Here is a 20,820-nt window from a genome sequence, read left to right on the forward strand (position 1 = left end):
CAATTGGCGCTATTTCCTTATCAATTGCCTGCATCGATCTCCAGCATAGTTTACAACGCAGCGGAGGCTTCGATTGCAGTGTCTGCCACTACATCATGACGCTTCTGTACCTGCACGCGACTGGAAAAGAAAGTTGCACCGCCGCCCATATCGGACAGGCGATCTGGAGTGAGCGCGTTGACCAGATGGGTAGGCTGATGATCACTTGTATCTGCCCATAGTCCCTGACTCACGACTACACCTGGCAACACGGTTTCTCCAACCGCTGCCATGAGCTCGCAGGAGCCGTTAGGATTGGAAATGATGACCCAGTCTCCATCTACAATTCCATGGCGCTCTGCATCGACGGTGTTCATATGCAGACGGGGTGCCTTTTCCATACCGGCATGCTTGGCATTATTAGAGAAGGTGGAGTTCAGATAGTTATGAGCTGGGCCAGGGATGTATAAATAGCCGTCATCATCCTGCTCCTTGAGCGGTACATATGTTGGCAGCGGGGGTAGCCCTATTTGTTCCAGTGTGCTGGAATACAGCTCTACCTTACCGCTTGGCGTATCCAGACGATCTGGATAGATGTACGGACGATGTGCTTTGATATATTTGTGCTCTAATAAGCCTTCGTAGCTAATATTTTGCAAGCCCGGATTGGCTGGATGATCGAGTGCCTGTCGAATCAATTGTTCATCACTATCCTGTAGAGCTTGCTCCTCATAGCCCATGGCAGCAGCGAGCAGGCGGAATACCTCGGTATTCGACTTGCTTTCTCCGTACGTCTCAATAACAGGCTCTGCAATCTGCATGTACAGGTGCCAGTAGGAGGTGTAGAAATCATGATTCTCGAATGCCGATGTAGCGGGCAATATGATGTCTGCGTACGCAGCCGTTTCGGTCAGGAACAGATCATGCACAACGGTAAATAGATCTTCACGAGCTAGCCCTTCACGTACTTGACCTGCCTTTGGCGCTACGACTGCTGGATTGCTGCTGTACACATATAGCGAATGAACCGGTTGCTCCTTCATCGCTAGCACACGTCCAAGCTGATTCATATTGAATGAGCGAGTATTGCGTTTAAAAAGCAGATCAGGACGCTGTAGAGCTTCGCTGTTAAAGGACAGATACGCAGAATTAGAGCGAATCGCGCCTCCACCAGCAACGAGCCATTGTCCGGTTAGCACCGATAGACAGGTGATCGCACGCGTGTTCATGCCGCCATTATCATGATGCTGGAGACCATTACCGATGCGAATAAGTGCAGGTGTCGTTTCATGATACATACGCGCGAGCTTGTACAGATCATCTACCGGCACGCCTGTAATCGCAGCTACGGTAGCCGGGTCATAGGCTTTTACATGCTGGCGCAGCTCTTCATGACCGAGCGTATGCTGCTGTAAAAAGTTCTCATCTACCCGATTCTCTGCAAATAAAATATGCATTAATCCGAGTGCCAATGCGGTATCTGTGCCTGGTAGCACTGGAATAAACCAGTCAGCAAGACGTCCCGTCTGATTTTTATGAACATCGATTACAACGATTTTCGCACCCTGCTTGCGAGCCTGCTGGGCAAGCGTAATCTGGTGCATATTCGTACTTACCGCATTAATTCCCCAGAAAATAAACAGCTTCGTATGCACCGTATCCTCTGGATCAGCACCAATACTACCGCCAACCGTATGCTTAAAGCCAGCACCACCTGCTGCCGTACAGATCGTACGTTCAAGCTGGCTGGAGCCCATACGATGAAAGAAACGGCGATCCATGCCCTCTGCGTTAATATTGCCCATATTACCGTAGAAACTATACGGCAGTATACTTTCCGGTCCATGCTCGGCAATGAGCGCTTTCCAGCGGCTTGTGATCGTTTCGATCGCTTCATCCCAGCTAATCCGCTCGAACTGGCGACTGCCTTTAGGGCCAACACGCTTGAGCGGATGGGTTAATCTTTTCTCATCATAGATACGTTCAGCCATATGGCGAACCTTATTGCATATATTGCCACGTGTCACCGGATGCTCCGGGTCACCAGCGATTTTGACAATTTTACCGTGCTCCTTATGAACCAGCAGACCACACTGATCCGGGCAATCCAGCGAGCAGACCGTTTTAAAAATACCGTCTGGCTGTTCTGTATATGTCGACATCAACGTCGCTCCTTTCATTCGTGCCATCCTGCATTTTTACATAATGATAGACTGTTCCTCATTATTGCACAACGGACTTGGGATAAATTTTAATAAATTGTTGGACATGATCGCGCAGAGCAGAGACTTCGCTGCTTCTCTATACGAGCTATGGGAATAAACTGTAAAATGAATCCCAACTCATGTACACTGATAATAAATCAAGCCTTACTCTGGAGCATTATCAACTGTCAATGATGCTGTGAAGTCAGTCGTGCACATCTGGATAGCAGGTAAAGAACAGGTAGCGATAATGGAATAAGTATGACCGTCAAGTGAATGAGATGTACAGTTCTGCCGAATCGTGTGCGAGGAGCACACACTGAAAAGGGGATGACTAACGTTGAAGCTCAACAAATATGCGTCACTCACGATTATGGTTGCGGTCATGGTGTTAATTGCGGTATTAGCCTATAATCGTTTATCAGGCTCAGGTCATGCAGAAGCACAGGCTGAGGGACAAAAAACATTATCCGCTACAGGAATTACCAATCTGGACATCGAGACGACAGCAGACGATATTGAGGTTGTGCCTGGTGATCAAGATCAGATTGTGGCTTTGCTGGATGGAGACGGCTCTAAGAACGGATATACATTTGATGTTGTACAGGATGGACAGACGGCTCGGATTAATCTGAATGGAGCAAGTAGCCTGTTTAATTTTCAAATGTGGGATGAGGGCACTACCTTAAAGGTTACCGTTCCACAAAAGGATTGGGATCAATTGACCGTCAAATCATCGTCAGGCGACATTACACTGAGCGATCTGAAGGCGCGCACACTGGATGTACAATCCAGCTCGGGTGATCAACATCTGAATGGTTTACAGATTAGCGATCAAGCTACAGTAAGCTCAAGCAGCGGCGATATCACTGCTCGTACGAACACGATCAATCACGCCACATGGGAAACGACAAGTGGAGATATCGACTCGGAGCAGCTGGATGGACAGCAAGCTCAAATGCAGACGTCCTCTGGCGATATTCGTTATGTTCAAAGTAAGCTAGCGCCTGATGTTCAACTAACTACATCCAGTGGCGATGTGGATGCAAAGCTGACCGGTGATACTAACGCCTTACAGATTGAATCGAATAGTAGCTCTGGCACGCCGGATATCGATATTGACGGTATGCAGCTTCAGGATCGCTCGGATGGTAGCACGCTAGGTACAAAAGGGCAGGGCGAAGCAAAGTACCATTTGAAGATTGATACAAGCTCCGGGGACGTGGAGGTATCCGAATAAGTTAGAAAGCAATCTAGTCACATTTCTTCCATTGACTTTAACCGTTAACTTTTTTACAATAAAAACATTGTTACAACCGGGCAAGCAATGTCTGGACATACGTAATGCTCAGTGAAAAGGAATAGTAGTACCGGTAAGCATTGGTAGAGAGTCGGCGGGTGGTGAAAGCCGATATGATACGGGTACGAACTCGCCTTGGAGATATGTGGCAAGAACGACGATACGCATTCTGTAGACTTATGCAGACATGCAGTCCATCTGAACCACATCGGCTTCCTACCGTTATCAGGCAAACTAAGTGAGTGAATGGTGAAGCATACCTGTTCGCTAACTAGGGTGGTACCGCGAGAACAGCCTCTCGTCCCTAGCGATTATATACGCTGGGGATGAGGGGCTTTTTTATGGTTTACGCACCGTGCACATACGGGATTCAAGGTCGCCGTAACGACCATACTTACATTATTTGAAGGAGGAACATGTATGACGACAGATAATCATGCAGCTCCACAGGGCTATCGCCCACAGGAGATTGAACCTAAGTGGCAAGGCTACTGGGATGAGAACAAAACATTCAAAACCGAGGACGAGACGAGTAAGCCAAAGTTTTATGCACTTGATATGTTCCCATATCCTTCAGGAGCAGGTCTGCACGTAGGTCACCCAGAGGGGTACACTGCTACAGATATCGTTTCCCGTTACAAACGGATGAAGGGCTTCAATGTGCTGCATCCAATGGGCTGGGACGCATTCGGTCTGCCAGCCGAGCAGTATGCGATTGATAAGGGTGGTCACCCGCGTGAATTTACTCAGCAAAATGTCGACAACTTCCGTCGTCAAATTAAATCACTCGGCTTCTCTTATGATTGGGATCGTGAGATTAGCACGACAGACCCTGATTATTACAAATGGACACAGTGGATTTTCCTGCAATTGTACAAAAAAGGTCTGGCTTACATCGCTGAAATTCCAGTCAACTGGTGCCCTGCACTCGGTACCGTGCTGGCAAATGAAGAAGTCATCGATGGCAAAAGTGAGCGCGGTGGACACCCGGTTATTCGTCGTCCGATGCGCCAATGGATGCTGAAAATTACCGAATATGCTGATCGCCTGCTGGACGATCTGGAAGAATTGGATTGGGCAGAAAGCATCAAGGATATGCAGCGCAACTGGATCGGCAAATCGACAGGTGCAGAGGTAACCTTTGATATTGAAGGCAGTGACGAGCAGATTCGTGTGTTCACTACGCGTCCAGACACATTGTTCGGTGCAACATACTGTGTACTTGCACCAGAGCATGCACTGGTCGAGAAAATCGTAACAGCAGATCAGCAGGAAGCGATCAAGGCGTATCAGGAGAAGGCTTCGCACAAGAGCGATCTGGAGCGTACTGACCTGAACAAGGATAAAACAGGTGTATTCACTGGCTCTTATGCAATCAATCCGGTCAATGGTGAGAAGTTGCCAATCTGGATCGCTGACTATGTACTGGCTGCCTACGGTACAGGTGCAATTATGGCGGTTCCTGGTCATGATACACGCGACTGGGAGTTTGCACAGAAGTTCGAGCTGCCGATCATCGAAGTGGTTGAAGGCGGAGATGTGACGAAAGAAGCTTACACTGGCGAAGGGAAGCATGTGAACTCCGGTATGCTGGATGGCATGACAACTGAGCAAGCGATCCCGACAATTATCGAATGGCTGGAGCAGCAAGGTAAAGGCGAAGGCAAAACGACCTATCGTCTGCGCGATTGGCTGTTCAGCCGTCAGCGTTACTGGGGCGAGCCGATTCCAATTCTGCATCTGGAAGACGGCACAATCAAGCCTGTTCCAGAAGAAAGCCTGCCATTGTTGCTGCCTGATCTGGACGAAATTAAGCCTTCCGGTACAGGTGAATCACCACTGGCTAACGCAACGGACTGGGTGAACACCATCGATCCAGAAACCGGTATGAAGGCACGTCGTGAGACGAACACGATGCCACAATGGGCAGGTAGCTGCTGGTATTACCTGCGCTATATTGATCCGAAGAACGATCAGGAACTGTGCTCCAAAGAGAAGCTGGACTACTGGCTGCCTGTCGATCTGTACATCGGTGGTGCAGAGCACGCGGTGCTTCACTTGCTGTATGCTCGCTTCTGGCACAAGGTACTGTACGATATCGGTGTAGTGCATACAAAAGAGCCATTCCACAAGCTGGTTAACCAGGGTATGATCCTCGGTACAAACAATGAAAAAATGAGTAAATCTCGCGGTAACGTCATCAACCCGGATGATATCGTCAATGAATATGGTGCAGATACACTGCGTCTGTATGAAATGTTTATGGGCCCATTGGAGGCGACCAAGCCATGGAATGAAAATGGCGTGGAAGGGATGTATCGTTTCCTTGGACGTGTATGGCGTCTGTTCATTAGCGAAGACGGCAGCCTGAATCCGAAAATCGTTGATAACGGTGGCGATGATGCGTTCAAGCGCACATGGCACAAAACGATCAAAAAAGTTAGCGAAGATATGGACGCATTGCGCTTCAATACAGCGATCAGCCAGCTGATGATCTTTACCAACGACGCGTACAAGGCAGAAGAGCTGCCGCGTCAGGCGATGGAGAACTTTGTTCAGCTGTTGTCTCCACTGGCACCGCATATTGCAGAAGAGCTGTGGGCACGTCTCGGTCACGAAGGCGGCATTACGTATCAAGAGTGGCCAACGCATGACGAAGCATGGACAACGGAATCCGAAGTCGAGATCGTTATTCAAATTACAGGCAAAATCGTACAGCGTGCTAACGTGGCTAAGGATATGGATGCCAAAGCGCTGGAAGAGTTTGCATTGTCACTGGAAACGGTACAAAAAGCAATCGAAGGTAAAACGGTTCGTAAGGTCGTTGCCGTACCAGGTAAGCTGGTAAACATCGTTGCGAACTAAAGGTTGAAGTGAATTTAGAGGAATAAAGCTTCATTTCAAAGGTACTATAATAAGTATTCCTTTTTTACGATTCTTCATAATCGCATAAATAAAGCACGCTAAAGTGAAAGCACCACTTGACGCTCCGACTATCTAATGATGGTCGGGGCGTTGTTTTGTCTAGAGGAGCATTCACATCGCTATAGGATAGAAACATAGAAGCCCATTCATTATGTTTAGTAAGGAAAGGACAATTTATTTCTAAATTACATAGGAGGTTAAAGTATGAAACGAGGTATCATAGCAGGTATGGCAGTATTAGCAGCACTTGGAGCTGGATTGATCATTGCAGGGCTGGTTAGTGCACCAGAGAAGGAAGCACAGTGGCAGTCGTGGAATGATCGCGCCGCTTTATCGGTACAGGAATCCGTGCAGGAAAATAAAGCTGCCATGCAGAACAATCTACATAGCAAGCAAACAGATACCTCTAAATTAGCTACAGATCAGACAGTAGTAGACTCCACGGGAAATAAACAAATAGAAAATAGTCAGGGCAGTTCATTACAAGGACAAGCGGGATCTGGTACGGGTACTGCATCAGGTATAAAGGAAAGCACTGAAGCACTAACAACAGAAGCCAATCCCAATACCACATCTGCATCAGCTACAGATCAACTGACGAGTAATCCAAGCTCAACTAACCAGCAAGCCGCTAATGGTGATATGATAGATCATAATGAACATAGGTCAGCCGCCAATCCGTCGGCTGATATGGCCGATACAACGATTACTGGCGAGTCTCGTGCCTCGCAGGTTCAGGATGGCAAGATTAGCATCAATGATGCAGGGCTTGCAGAACTGACCGAGCTACCAGGCATCGGTGAGAAAAAGGCACAGGCAATTATCGATTATCGACGTACCCATGGTCCATTCCAGGATGTGAATGAATTGGATCGTGTAAAGGGGATTGGCAGTAAGATGCTTGCCAAAATGCTGCCATATGTAAAGCTGTAATTACCAAGGGGGAAGCGAAATTGCGCAAAGATTGGGACACTTATTTTATGGATATCGCACACATGGTATCTACTCGTTCACGTTGCCCAAGAAGGCATGTGGGAGCTGTACTGGTGCAGGGGAAAAAGCTGCTCGGTACAGCCTATAATGGTGCGCCGATGGGTGTACCCGACTGCTCCGAAGCAGGCTGTATGATCTCGGAAGCAGTGGAGATTGTACGTGTGGATGGCGTAGAAACAATGGTGAAAAAGCAGCGCTGTATCCGCACCATTCACGCTGAACAGAACCTGCTATTGTTTACCGATCGTGCTGATCGTGAGGGCTCTACCGTCTATGTGACAGACGAGCCCTGCTGGACATGTGCGAATATGCTTGCCAATAGTGGTGTGGTGGAGATCGTTTATCATCGTAGCTATCTGAAAGATACGGATAAGGTGCATGAGATGATGGGACAAAAGGGAATCATTTTCCGTCAGCTTCAAGCATATGAGCCGCCACGCGAGACAGTTGCGTATGAGATTCCATAATGAAGGCTTAGATGATATAAAGCTACTTTGTAAATGAACAATATCAATAATGGAAGAACCGTTATTTCAACATGCTATTCGTGTGCTACGAAGCACCGATTGCGCAGGAATGACGGTTTTTTTGTGTTTTTCTTGCCTGTCTGTTAACAAACCGATATGTATACCTATCCAAACTGGAGGCTAATATCGCCTATTCCTTCTGGCTCAATCATAAAGGAACCGCACCTGTCCAATAGAAGTTTAGCTTGAACATTTGAACTGTCCATTTATTCGCAACGAATTATAACGAATCGCAATGAATCATAACTCAATGGCAATGCCGAGAAAAGCCACATGATCACAACGCTGAATACGGACAAATGGAAAGGAACACATTCACAATGCACAGTATATATCGAAACGAAAAGGATAACTTCATCTCAGCGAGTGTACCATTATGACGATGATGCAAACACGTCCACTTGTTGTTCTATGTATAGCATGGATGGCAGGCAATGCCTGTGCAGCTTTATTGCCAAGCAGCACATTCTGGTTGGTCTGGTGGGGACTAATCATTTTGACCGGATTAGGTATGACGATGATATGGTTAGCGATGCGTACTCAACGAAAAGCTTCTTTTACTGGAACGCCTGCCATTAAGATGCGCGCTATACTTCTTGTTATGGCGGTTTTTATCCTCGCAGCTGCCTACTGGCATTGGAACGATGCACGCAATATCAGTCAGCTTCCCACTATTCTTCATGAGTCTAGCGCTGATCTGATCGGGCAGCAAATAGAAGCCACAGGCGTAATTGCAGGTGATATCGATATTGATGGAGATCGAGTTCGCTTTCCGTTAGAGGTGTATCGATTACAGCCATTTGAGTCGGTAGTAGCGGAGGACGCTATGACCCATTCACTCGATCATAGCGAAGCCTCCATTAGTTTACCTGAGAGCGAAACCATTATGATTCAACTCAAGCTAGCACACGAAGAAGAACTCCAGCGTGCGTATGTATGGCAGCGTGGAGATCAGATTGCTGTAAAGGGAAGCTGGAAAGAACCAGGAGTAGCGCGTAATTTTGGGACGTTCGATTATGCGCAATATTTGCGTAAGCAGCATATTCACTGGATGCTGGAAGCAAGTGGAGCCGATTCGTTACGCGCACAGGAGCTATCCTTGTCACTATGGTCGAAGACAAAAGGAATGCTGCTACGCTGGAATGATCATGTACGCAAGCAGTTAGGCAGGCAGATCGCACAAATCTTTTGGGCAGTAGATCAAGGCTATATGAAGGGTCTGCTCATCGGAGATACCGATGATATTGATCCGGAGTCATTTGCCGCCTTTTCACGACTTGGCTTGACTCATATTTTAGCAATCTCTGGTTTGCATATTGCGATCTATGTCGGGTTGTTGTTATGGTTATTGCGAAGAATTGGGCTAACGAAGGAAAGCGCATGTCTAATCGTCATGATAGTATTGCCATTCTATGTCCTGTTAACAGGGGCATCTCCGTCTGCTATTCGTGCCGGATTAATGGGCATGATTGGATTATATTTAGCAAGTCGTGGGCTGTTAAAGGATGGATTACATATTTTATGCCTGGTGGGCTGGATGATGCTAGTGTATGAGCCGTATTATTTGCTGGATGTGAGCTTCCAGTTATCCTTTGCTGTAACGGCTGGGCTGATTATTTATGTCCCACTACTAAGTGCATTACTTGTAAAGCTACCTGCTCGTATTCGTTCAGCTATTGCGGTAACGCTGGTAGCGCAGCTTATTTCGTTTCCATTGACGATTTATTATTTTAATCAGTTTTCTTTGCTGTCTTTTCTCGCTAACTTTCTGCTTGTGCCGGTATCAGGCTTACTGGTTCTACCCATCGGGTCGTTAGCACTTGTTCTGAGCTATATGTGGCTGCCTGCTGGTGTATGGCTAGGAAGCTGTGTGTCATGGCTCAATACATGGTGCTTCTGGTTGGTTGACCTATTGGATTCACTACCAGGCATGTTAACAATCTGGGCCTCGCCCGGTCTCTGGTTGATGCTCAGCTATTATGGTTTTTTATATGCGGCACTGCGGTGGATGCGAGATATACAGCAATGGTTGGAGCAGCATAAGGATGATCCGATGTATACTTCTACCTCCAGACGCCTGCGTCCTGCTACATTTCAGCCTTTTTCTACCACTGCTCAGATAACTCAGAAGCAATCGGATCAGCCATCGATCTCATTTTGCAAATTGTATGTTAGACGTGGACTGCATTGGCGCATCGGTTGGACGCGGCATCGATTGGTATTGTTGCCTGTGATATTAATGGGGATTGTGCTATTACTCGGGAGCTGGTATCATTCGCCGCATTATGGTAGAGACGGAATAGTGCAATTTCTAGATATCGGACAGGGTGATAGTATTCTGATCACGACACCAGCAGGCAAGCATATTTTGGTGGATGGCGGTGGGACAGTGAATTTTCGGCAATCGGGTCAGGAATGGCGGCAGCGTAAGCAACCGTATGAAGTGGGCAATAAGCTACTTGTGCCTTTGCTGAAAAAGCGCGGAGTACACGAGCTTGATGCGGTGATCGCCACGCACTGGGATCAGGATCACGTAGGTGGACTGCAAGCCATTATCGAGGCGATACCTGTGCGTCAATTTTTATTCAATGGAACGATGCCAGACAATCACCAACGGGATGAGATGATTCGGCTGCTACTGGACAAAAAGATTCCGATGTACGCGCCTGTAGCAGGGATGAGTATGCAGCCAGATTCAGCCACCCGTCTCGACTTTTTAGCACCGGCTGCGTCATCTTCGCAATCGGCAGCATGGACGAGCTCTACAGCGATAAAAAAAGGTAATGGAACGGCTACTATGACTCAGCAGCAAGCTATGCTAGCCGCTCCATTACCTGTGCGTGAGAACCAGAATCTGTATTCGCTGGTATTTATGCTTACATTAAATGGAAGGCATATTTTATTCACTGGAGATGCAGATACAACTGAGGAGCAATCGATCTTGAATGAATTACAGTTGCCCACCTTAGCGATGCCGATCGATGTATTAAAAGTCGGACATCATGGCAGCAAAACTTCTACTTCAGCCGAGTGGCTTGCCTATTGGCAGCCACAGCTATCTGTGATCTCAGCAGGTGTAAATAATCGCTATGGTCACCCCAAGCAGGAAGTGCTGGATCGTCTAGCTGCTGTACACTCAACGATTGCACGCACAGATCAGCAAGGCGAGATTCAGATTCGTATTGATGCTTCCGGACATATGAGTGTGCGCTCTATGCTTGAGGGAAAGATGCCAGCCCAATAATTTTTCGATTCACTTTATTTGATTGTGCGTATTTTTTTATTGTGTGCGCATGTTCAAATGCGTTTTTACAAAATGTGTTTATAGCGCTAAAAGTGTGTTTTACAGAAATAAAAGTGTGTTTACCGTAATAAACGTATCCCTATAGCAAAACACAATATCGATGGTATATAAGATGAATACAGAGATGGAAAATAAGAACTGAATATAGTTCAATATCGTATATGAATCGATAACAATATACAAAACAACCACATAGCGCGTGCGTATACGCGTGCGTATATTAGAAGCAAGCGAGCCAGAAGATGACGGATACCGCGGATTTTGGTATCCTAAGTACAGCTATGATTTGTTTTCGCATATGACCCGGCTCGATGTCGCCCGCAGAGTAGTCCAAAAGCATCCCGGATTCGTATGATTTCTACATAGGGTAAGTGTTTGTAAAGCTTTTTACTGCACTTTCCGAATTTAAGCAACAAAATGAAATTAATTTAACAAACACTGCAACAATCGGGACGTGTCTTGCGTCTAGAGGTTGTAAGGAGAGGGGGATCCTCCGTGGTGGAGCAGGGACTCATCAAGGCCGCCCAAGAGGGAGACCGGGATGCTCTAATCACCCTATTAAGAGAGATAGAACATCATGTGTACAAAACAGCTTACTACATTTTGAACAATGAACAAGATGCTCTGGATGCGGCTCAGGAAGCGTTAATTCGCATCTATACCAAAATTGGTTCCTACGAAGAAAAAGCTCAATTTAAGACCTGGGTGCAGCGGATCGTTACGAACATCTGTATTGATAAATTCCGTCGCAATAAACCGACGGTTTCGATTGAGGAGCACGAGATGGTGTTTGAAGGTCACGATGATGTGGAGCACGAGGTTATGCGGGCATATACCTCCAGTGATGTAAGGGAGGCTATTAACCAGCTACCCGAGCACCATCGCACCGTGATTGTACTGCGCTATATTCAGGATCTTTCCTACAATGAAATCGCGGACTGCCTGGATTTACCTTTGAACACAGTCAAATCGTATTTATTTCGCGCCCGCCAACAACTACAAAGTCTGCTAGCAGACTATGAGAAAGGAGGATTGATTGGATGAAACGTGAAGTAGCGGAAGAATGGATGAGCCGCTATTTGGACGGGGACTTGAATGGAGAAGATACCAAGGAGTTGTTCCGCTATATGGATGAGCACCCGGATGCAGCCGAAACTTTTCGCATCATGACCGCATTATCGCTGCGTCTGGAAAAGCTGCCGGATGTGAAGCCGAGATACAGCCTTGTCGATGCCATCTTGCCTCAGCTGGATGAGCTGGATGCTCAGCGCCGTACGGATAGTGCAGCTGAGATCGGCATCATGGAAAAGCAGAAGCCTGAGATCGATGAAGTGGCTGAACGTCGCCGTCAGCGTGGTAACTGGCGTGATCGATTGCCTGTGCGCACGATCGGGGGGATCGTCGCAGCAGGTGTTGTGCTCGGTATTTCCATTGCCAGCTATGAGCCTAAGACGCTTACTGACGCAGGGCCGGAAGTTTCGCCTTATCGTTATAACGAGACAGGCAGCATCGGTCAAAAAGATAGCCCAACTACGAATCCTGAACAAAGTTCTTCACCTAAAGCTTCGGACCCTACCGGCAAGTCGCAGGATACCAAAAAAGACCCGTCCAATGCAACGGACGCAGAAAGTTCATCCAATGAGCCTTCTGACGGAAACAAATCGACAGATACTCCTAGCACTGATAGCACCAAATCGAATCAGCAGCAGGAGAACAGTACGAAGACGACTCCTCCGCAAAGTGAGTCGAACAGTAGTGATACTAAGCAGCAAGCACCAGCTTCGGGTAACCGTGGCGGTGTTCCATCAACGACGGATAGCGGCAAGTCTACTACAGACAAGGGTAATACAGCGGGTACTACTCCAGAGAAGCAGACAGATAAAGGATCTTCTGCTGCCAACTCGGGTACGGATGGTTCAGACAAAGCACGCTCGTTGACTACACAGGAATCGGGTACAGACAATCCTGAAGCTACGAATTCAGGTGAAGCGACTGGCTCTACCGATTCTTCGACACTGGCGCCGCCAGGGGGTCAATCGAATCAGCTTGCACCGGAAACTACGCCACCAGCTTCCGGAACAGGCACACCATCAACGGATTCACCATCCACTCCAGGCTCGACGGGTACGAATAGTACAGGCGCTGGCTCAGCAAGTGTGAACTCGACGAAGACAGAGCAGGAATGGAAATCACCGTCTCAGGATTACACTGTAGTTCTGACAACGAACAACACACTTCGTCTGGATAGTATTGCTGCCGATAACGTTAATGGTCGTAGTGTCGTATCTTCTATCCCGTTAAAGGGAACGTGGATCGCTGGCAAATGGTCTGACGACGGCAAGGAATTTACGTATCAGGTGAACGAAAATGGCATTAACAAAACGTACAAGATTACAGTGGGCAACTAAGCTTCGCAGTGCTTAGACGTTCCAGGGAACCTGTAACGGTATGGAAACGAATGAACGTGTTTGAAGCCAGAGCAGCACCAGTGACTGTGTGTTTCTGGCATCCGGTTCATCCAACAAAATACAGCGAATTGCTGAAGCAGAGGACTTTCTGAGTGAATTCACTTGGGAAGTCCTTTGCTGTTCGTTGCGCTACTGTTCGGCTTCTCTATTTTCCGTTACAATGAATATATTGAAGTCAGGAGGAACACGGTATGGATTTAAAAGCAGCCAGTAAGGACATTCAAAATAACAATCCCGCGTCGATCTATGTATGCTATGGCGCAGAAAAATACAGAATTAATGAATTCGTTGACTTTGCGATTCAACATCTGATCGAACCGGAGCATCGCGACTTTGCCCTTGCGCGTTACGATTTGTCGGAGACGCCGCTGGAGACAGTGCTGGAGGATGCAGAAGAGATTCCGTTTATGGTGCCACGTAAGGTCATCATTATCCGCGATTCCTCTGTACTGGCAGCAGGCAAGGACAATGGGAAGATCGAGCATCGTACCGAAGCGTTGCTACGTTATATGGATGAGCCGGTCGATTATTCCATTTTATTGTTTTGGGTTAACGCAGAAAAACTGGACGAGCGGAAGAAGATTGTAAAGGCACTGAAAAATAAAGCCTGTCTACTTCCTTTCCAGCCGATGAATGCAGATGAGCTGTTAACATGGCTGATTCGTCATGCCAAAAAGCAGGAGTGTGAATGCTCCAAATCGGCAGCAGAGGCACTTGTACAGGCGGCAGGCACGACACTGGGTATTTTATCCGCAGAGATGGATAAGCTCTGTCTGCATGCCGGACGCGGCGGTACAATCACAGAGCAGGATGTTGAAAAGCTCGTTGCACGCAGCACAGAGCAAAATGTATTCATTCTGGTCGAACAGATTGCGGCAGTAAGACTAGAAAAAGCACTAACGATCTTTTACGATCTGCTCAAGCAACGAGAGGAACCGATCAAAATTGCAGCGCTCATCGCTAGGCAATTCCGTATTATGCTACAGGTGAAGGAGCTGGCAGGTCAGAACTATTCCCAGCAGCAGATCGCTTCACAGCTAAGTCTGCATCCGTATGCAGTTAAAATTGCCGGCGAGCAAGCACGCCGATTCGAGGCAACAAAGCTACGCTCGATTCTCGCGCATCTGGCACGCTTGGATTACCAGATGAAGACGGGAGCCATCGATAAGGTACTGGGATTGGAAATGTTTTTGCTTCGTCTTGGAGCATAAGAGGCGTAAACAGATAGCGATATACCGCATAAATAAATATATCTGTTAGACAACCATGCAAGGTTATATATGTAGAAGGGATAGCGACGTGCTTAGATAGCATAGTCGATGATGTTATGGTATCAATAGATTCTGCATAAATAAAAAAGCCTGTATCGTAGAGGACGCACGAGTAGGATCATCGTGGTGTTATCTACTTTGCAGGCTTTTTGCTTCGTCTTGCCAGCTTCATTGCTTTTAGGAAATAAAATAATAAGACTGTTCGTTAAATGATGATGAAACATTATATGATAACACATTAATTACATTTGGCTGGAAAGTGCATTCAGTTTCTTAGCCAGACGGTAAAACAGCGAATACTCGAAATAGAGGACAAGAAAAGGTAAGGCGCAGAAAATAAATGATTAAAATGTGACTGTGCTTGAAATGCTGCAACTGCTGCTTTAGCACCCTCAGTCCATTATCAAACGATATATCCTATATGTATGCACAAATGTATATACACAAAATAAACCCCTCACCGGCAGAGCCGATCAGGGGTTTATGGAAAAAGCAGCATTACGCTTGGCTGGAAAGTGCATTCAGTTTCTTAGCCAGACGGGATTTTTTACGGGCTGCTGCGTTTTTGTGGATGTGACCTTTAGTTACAGCTTTATCCAGGCTTTTGGAAGCAGCAGCAACTGCTGTTTTAGCAGCATCAACATCGCTATTCACGAGTGCAGAATCAGCAGCTTTTACGCTAGTACGCAGAGCGGACTTTTGAGCTGCGTTCAGCGCACGACGCTTTTCGCTAGTTTTCACACGTTTTACCGCGGATTTAATGTTAGGCATTACATTCACCTCCTGTAAAGCATATACGAATCATCGTTAAGACTCACAACTCTAAATATATTATCATGTTATATTCACTTTTGCAATATAAATTGCTGTTCGTTTCTACTTAGAAGCTTCAAAGGCTTCAATTGCGCATCGTAGCGCAGATGGATATATAATTCGATTGTGTTTTATGTTGTATTTGCAACAAAATTGACATAAGATAATATTATTTCTAGATTGCTATATTTACAATATTTCTAGATTTCTATATTTGTGATGATAGGTCAGTATTGTATAGCTCATGAATATGAAAGGAAGAATAGGATGAACCCAACAACCGGAACTGAACTAAAGCATGTGACTACGATCGAACAGCTTGAGCTTATAAAAGATATTCGAACGCGTGTGTTTGTCGACGAACAGGGAGTACCGCTGGAGGATGAATTTGATGCTCATGATCATCTGGATGCAGACTGTACCCATATTCTTGTTTATTATAACGGACAGCCTGCCGGTACAGGGCGCTGGCGTCTGGTAGATGGCACGGCGAAGCTGGAACGTATTTGCCTATTACCTGAGTTTCGCCAATATGGACTGGGACGACTCCTGATTGGTGGACTGGAGCAGCTGGCAGTAGAGCAAGGGCTACGGCACTTTCAGCTACACGGGCAGACCCAGGCGGCACCATTTTATGAAAAGCTAGGGTATCGCATCTTTTCTGTTCCTTTTATGGAGGATGGAATTGAGCATGTGTGGATGATTCGTGAGGTGTAATTCGGCTTTTGAAGCAATAGAGAGTATGAACGACTATATTTCCTTCTTCTAATGGGATTGCTGGGTCAACGACCAACTGCTATAATGAATTGATTAATGGGAATGGTTAACCTTTCACACAGGACCGGACCATCAGCATTATATTTCAGGCTTATGTTGGGGGTAAGGCATGACTGATATTTCAGCAAGACAGAAGAAGATCCGCAATTTCTCGATTATTGCGCATATTGACCACGGGAAGTCTACACTGGCTGACCGCATTCTAGAGTACACAGGGGCGCTCACTTCACGTGAGATGCAGGAACAGGTGCTCGATCAGATGGAGCTCGAACGTGAGCGCGGAATTACAATTAAACTACAGGCGGTTCGTTTGACATACAAAGCCGATGATGGTGAGGAGTATCTGCTCAATCTGATCGATACACCGGGACACGTCGACTTTACGTATGAAGTCTCTCGAAGTCTGGCAGCCTGCGAAGGTGCATTACTCGTTGTCGATGCGGCACAGGGTATTGAAGCACAGACACTGGCTAATGTGTATCTGGCACTGGATAACAATCTGGAGATTTTGCCAGTTATCAACAAAATCGACCTGCCAAGTGCTGATCCTGAACGGGTGAAGCAAGAGGTAGAGGATGTTATCGGTCTGGATGCAAGCGAAGCTGTACTCGCATCTGCCAAAGCAGGGATTGGGATTAAGGAAATTCTGGAGCAGGTCGTACAAAAGGTACCTGCACCAACAGGTGATCCTTCCAATCCACTGAAAGCGCTGATCTTTGACTCGCATTATGATCCATACAAGGGTGTTATTATCTACTCCCGAATTGTGGACGGCAAGATCAAAGCAGGCTCCAAAATCAAAATGATGGCAACAGGCAAAGAATTCGAGGTTATCGAGGTCGGTGCCTTTATGCCGCGTATGACCATCGTGGATGAGCTGAATGTAGGCGATGTTGGTTTTATCGTTGCCGGTATCAAAACCGTTGGCGATACGCGTGTCGGTGATACCATCACAGATGCGAAAAGACCAACAGCTGAGCCACTGCCGGGTTATCGCAAAATTAACCCGATGGTGTATTGCGGTCTGTATCCGATCGAATCATCGGATTATATTGACCTGCGTGAAGCACTGGAAAAGCTACAGTTGAATGATGCTTCGCTCAGCTTTGAGCCAGAATCATCCAGTGCACTCGGATTTGGTTTCCGTTGCGGATTCCTCGGACTCCTTCATATGGACGTGATCCAGGAGCGGATTGAGCGTGAGTTCAATATCCCGCTGATCACAACGGCACCAAGCGTTATTTACCATGTTACACTGACCAATGGCGAAAAGGTTGTTATTGATAATCCTTCAAACTATCCAGAAGTTGGACGTATCGAGTATGTGGAAGAGCCATACGTGAAGGCTTCGATCATCGTACCGAACGACTATGTAGGAACCGTAATGGAGCTGTGTCAGGGTAAACGTGGTGAGTTCATCAACATGGAGTATCTGGATACAACGCGTGTAACGATCACGTATCAGGTTCCATTGTCCGAGATCGTTTACGATTTCTTCGATCAACTCAAATCCAGCACCAAAGGATATGCTTCATTTGACTATGAGTTATCCGGTTATCGTCGCTCGAATCTGGCGAAAATGGATATCTTGCTTAATGGTGAACAGGTGGATGCATTGTCCTTTATCGTTCACCGTGATCGTGCATATCATCGCGGACGCATTATCTGTGAGAAGCTGCGCGAGCTGATTCCACGTCAAATGTTCGAAATTCCGATCCAGGCATCAGTAGGTACAAAGGTAGTTGCCCGTGAAACGGTCAAAGCGATGCGTAAAAACGTCCTTGCCAAATGTTACGGCGGTGACATCTCCCGTAAGCGTAAGCTGCTGGAGAAGCAAAAAGAAGGTAAAAAGCGTATGAAGCAGGTTGGTAACGTTGAGGTTCCGCAGGAAGCATTTATGGCTGTACTGCGTATCGACGAATAGAGCGTTATAGCTTGATCCATGATGTTCTCATAACGGTTTGATCTGAGTCATCCAGTTGAATCTTTACCGGGTACAGGTTGTATCCGATAAAGATTCATTTGCTGGAAGCGATATCTGTTAGTGATTCATTCGCGAGCAGAGAATTCATGAGGTTATACCTGATCCGTTGGACATGTACCAGCGATCAGATGTTAAGATGGAGGGCGCAGGGGAAGGCTCGGATAAGAGCTTTCCCTTTTGTCCATTTATCGTTGGTATGTTGCAGAGGATAACGGTGCAGTAGCCGATTATGAGACTGGACGGTACACAACGATAAACGATAGAGGCTTTTAATAGGAATGCTGGGCTATTTGCTGAAGAAATGAATGCAAGCAATCAAAGGATAGACCTGAAAGACGAGCGTAGATTGGAGTACGAATAATCTCTGGCTATAAGCTGGATTCACAATAGACTGACGGGGAGGACACCGGTCATGAATCAACTGATAAATACAGACGCGCCCCGTGCAATATATGTACACATTCCGTTTTGCACGAACAAGTGCTTTTACTGTGACTTTAACTCTTACGTTCTAAAGGATCAGCCAGTAATGGACTATTTGCGGGCGTTAGATCGTGAGATGGAATATACGGTGGCACAGAAGCCACCGGGCGTAATTGATACGATCTTTGTAGGTGGGGGCACGCCCACTGTATTGAAAAATGAAGAGATGGAATATTTCCTGCAAAGCTTGCGTCGTCATTTCCCGAACTGGGCGGACGATATCGAGTTCACGATGGAGGCTAATCCGGGTACAACAGATGCAGATAAGCTAGCCATTATGAAGGCGGGCGGTGTCAACCGCGTGAGCTTCGGCGTACAAGCCTTTCAAAATGAGCTGCTCACAGGCATCGGACGTATCCATAATACCGACGATGTGTATCGCAGCCTTGAAAATGCACGTAAGGTAGGCTTGACCAATCTGTCGATCGACCTGATGTTTGGACTGCCTAATCAGACGCTGGATATGCTTTCTTATAGCGTAGATCGCGCGCTAGAGCTAGATCTGCCGCATTACTCGATCTATAGCTTAAAAGTAGAAGAAAACACCTTGTTCCACACCTTATTCCAGAAAAATCAGCTCCCTTTGCCAGACGAGGAGGTAGAGCTGGGCATGTACCTGCTGTTGATGGACAAAATGAAGGCAGCTGGTTACGAGCAATATGAGATTAGTAACTTTGCTAAGCCTGGCTTCGGTAGCCGTCACAATATGACGTACTGGCGCAATGAGGATTATTACGGTCTGGGCGCTGGTGCACACGGCTATGTAGACGGCAAACGCCACATCAACATCAAAGGCGTAAACCCATACAACGAAGCAGCAGCGAACGGCTTACCTCGACTCGACGCATCCGATATCGATCGCGATGAAGCGATGGAAGACTTCATGATGGTCGGCTTACGTATGCTAGAAGGCGTGTCCAAAGCACGCTTTGCTAAGCAATTTGACGGACAGCAACTGGATGACGTTTTCCACAAGCAAATCACGCGTTTACTACGTGACGACTTGCTGGAACTAACTGAAGCCGGCTACCGTCTAAGCGAAAAAGGTCTACTATTCGGTAACGATGTATTCGCCGAATTCGTAGGTAGTCTCGTGCAGGAGCACGCTTGAGCGGATGGATGTCATGATGAGGGTACGAGGATAAGAGAACTGGTCATACTGACTGATTGCATAAGTATAGCCAGCATACAGCATTATGAAATAGATGCTACTGTACAATGGGATGGGTTGTTGCTGAAGATAAGACCATTTTACAAAAGATCACCAAAGTAATATGTGCAGGCAATGATGTACAGGCGTTGTTCCTTAATACAGGAGCAACGCTTTTTTATATGTGGTCACTCACATCAATGCTTACGATCTATTATGGTAATACTATCAAGCAATGAAGGAAGACGTGTTACTTCGTAAAGATGATATATACCGCTCGATCACTTACACGGCACAATCGCTTCAATTTTTATCAATGCATCATTATAGATAGCTAGGACTTCATTGGATACAATATTTCGAAATAAATGTACAAAAATTATTAATAATCGAACCTCAAATTCAAACTCAAAGCCATGTAGAGTTTGCATCATAATAAATAGTTACTATTGAAGAAAGAATTATATTATATCTGAGCAATCTGAAAGCGATGCGGAAGATGTGGAATTACAATTTTTCTTTCAATCTACCGATAAAAGAAAATGTCGAGACCTCATAAATAAATTTAAGATATTCTTTAGCTCATTCAACTAAACAAATCATCTGAAGAATATCTTAGAACTCATAAACTAGCTCATAAAC

Annotated in this window: 13 protein-coding genes and 1 other annotated feature; of the genes, 11 read left to right on the top strand and 2 right to left on the bottom strand. The window is 46.4% G+C overall.

Annotation, left to right across the window (positions count from 1 at the left end):
• Positions 1-50 precede the first annotated feature (50 nt).
• Complete coding sequence (locus tag SK066_RS07410) at positions 51-2,141, bottom strand: molybdopterin-containing oxidoreductase family protein (RefSeq protein ID WP_320544212.1); 2,091 nt, start codon at positions 2,139-2,141, stop codon at positions 51-53.
• A 382-nt stretch (positions 2,142-2,523) separates the two neighbouring features.
• Here SK066_RS07410 and SK066_RS07415 point away from each other — a divergent pair, with 382 nt between their 5' ends.
• The 8 genes from SK066_RS07415 (at position 2,524) to holA (ending at position 14,911) form a co-directional block, all read left to right on the top strand.
• Positions 2,524-3,423 (top strand): DUF4097 family beta strand repeat-containing protein, encoded by a 900-nt coding sequence (locus SK066_RS07415; protein WP_320544213.1) that lies wholly within the window; start codon positions 2,524-2,526, stop codon positions 3,421-3,423.
• A gap of 102 nt (positions 3,424-3,525) precedes the next feature.
• Positions 3,526-3,792: a binding site (T-box leader), on the top strand.
• A gap of 111 nt (positions 3,793-3,903) precedes the next feature.
• Positions 3,904-6,348 (top strand): leucine--tRNA ligase, encoded by a 2,445-nt coding sequence (gene leuS, locus SK066_RS07420; protein WP_320544214.1) that lies wholly within the window; start codon positions 3,904-3,906, stop codon positions 6,346-6,348.
• A gap of 264 nt (positions 6,349-6,612) precedes the next feature.
• Positions 6,613-7,341, top strand: coding sequence for a ComEA family DNA-binding protein (locus SK066_RS07425; protein ID WP_320544215.1), 729 nt, complete (start codon positions 6,613-6,615; stop codon positions 7,339-7,341).
• A gap of 47 nt (positions 7,342-7,388) precedes the next feature.
• Positions 7,389-7,868, top strand: a complete 480-nt coding sequence (locus SK066_RS07430) for a deoxycytidylate deaminase (RefSeq protein ID WP_229685834.1) — start codon at positions 7,389-7,391, stop codon at positions 7,866-7,868.
• A 436-nt stretch (positions 7,869-8,304) separates the two neighbouring features.
• Positions 8,305-11,172, top strand: coding sequence for a ComEC/Rec2 family competence protein (locus SK066_RS07435; RefSeq protein WP_320544216.1), 2,868 nt, complete (start codon positions 8,305-8,307; stop codon positions 11,170-11,172).
• A 555-nt stretch (positions 11,173-11,727) separates the two neighbouring features.
• Positions 11,728-12,276 carry an RNA polymerase sigma factor gene (locus SK066_RS07440; RefSeq protein ID WP_188776319.1) on the top strand — a complete coding sequence of 183 codons (549 nt, stop codon included), beginning with the start codon at positions 11,728-11,730 and terminating at the stop codon, positions 12,274-12,276.
• Entirely contained in the window at positions 12,273-13,640 is a 1,368-nt protein-coding gene (locus tag SK066_RS07445) for an anti-sigma factor family protein (RefSeq protein WP_320544217.1), read from the top strand. The genes SK066_RS07440 and SK066_RS07445 overlap by 4 nt, the downstream gene beginning before the upstream one ends.
• Before the next feature lie 251 nt (positions 13,641-13,891).
• Entirely contained in the window at positions 13,892-14,911 is a 1,020-nt protein-coding gene (holA, locus tag SK066_RS07450) for a DNA polymerase III subunit delta (protein ID WP_320544218.1), read from the top strand.
• Between the two features lie 558 nt (positions 14,912-15,469).
• On the opposite strand, the gene rpsT is transcribed toward holA, so the two are convergent.
• On the bottom strand, positions 15,470-15,742 hold the full coding sequence (gene rpsT / locus SK066_RS07455) for a 30S ribosomal protein S20 (protein WP_188776322.1): 273 nt from the start codon (positions 15,740-15,742) through the stop codon (positions 15,470-15,472).
• A gap of 309 nt (positions 15,743-16,051) precedes the next feature.
• On the opposite strand from rpsT, the gene SK066_RS07460 reads away from it, so the two are divergent.
• From SK066_RS07460 to hemW, 3 genes are all read left to right on the top strand, one after another.
• Complete coding sequence (locus SK066_RS07460; protein WP_320544219.1) at positions 16,052-16,501, top strand: GNAT family N-acetyltransferase; 450 nt, start codon at positions 16,052-16,054, stop codon at positions 16,499-16,501.
• Positions 16,502-16,670: 169 nt separating this feature from the next.
• Positions 16,671-18,485 (top strand): translation elongation factor 4, encoded by a 1,815-nt coding sequence (gene lepA / locus SK066_RS07465; protein WP_188776324.1) that lies wholly within the window; start codon positions 16,671-16,673, stop codon positions 18,483-18,485.
• A 472-nt stretch (positions 18,486-18,957) separates the two neighbouring features.
• Positions 18,958-20,139 carry a radical SAM family heme chaperone HemW gene (gene hemW, locus SK066_RS07470; RefSeq protein WP_320544220.1) on the top strand — a complete coding sequence of 394 codons (1,182 nt, stop codon included), beginning with the start codon at positions 18,958-18,960 and terminating at the stop codon, positions 20,137-20,139.
• Positions 20,140-20,820: the final 681 nt, after the last annotated feature.

Source organism: Paenibacillus hunanensis, from assembly GCF_034055775.1.
Lineage (GTDB): Bacteria > Bacillota > Bacilli > Paenibacillales > Paenibacillaceae > Saccharibacillus > Saccharibacillus hunanensis.